Here is a 468-nt window from a genome sequence, read left to right as displayed (position 1 = left end):
ACCAGGTGGTAAGTGGTGGTATGAATATATTAAAGTGAATTAATAATTTTTTAACAAAAGAATAGTTTGGTGACAAAAAATAAAAGCCGTTAATTACGGCTTTTATTTTTGAGGATGAGCTATCTCCATTCTCTTTTATTCTTTTTTCGTGTTCTTTCTTTATTTCATCTGGAATGATGATTTCAATGTTACCCCATATTTTTTTATATTCCTGATGTGAAATTTCGTGACGAAGAAGGGATACTTCATGGAGTCGAAGTAGATCGGTCACAGAAAATGAAAGTGAATGAAGAGAAGTTAAAAAAGTATGAAGAGTTCACACAAATATATAAGCAGAAATATAACGGGAAGATGCCAGTCATTCATTTCTTTACAGTTACCAGCTAAGTATGATGTGTTTGTGAAATTGTATGTAATAGAAGAAATATAAAAAGCGTTAACAATTTTGCAAACGAACTTGCTAACACC

Annotated in this window: 1 pseudogene; it reads left to right on the top strand. The window is 31.2% G+C overall.

Annotated elements, in window-relative coordinates:
* Positions 1-207: 207 nt before the first annotated feature.
* Positions 208-430, top strand: a pseudogene (locus AC1DJR_RS33310) (replication-relaxation family protein); the annotation flags it as partial.
* Positions 431-468: the final 38 nt, after the last annotated feature.

The sequence above is a fragment of the Bacillus sp. 05T31 genome, from assembly GCF_056396725.1.
Note: the sequence above shows the minus strand (reverse complement) of the source record. Positions and strands in the feature narration are given on the sequence as shown.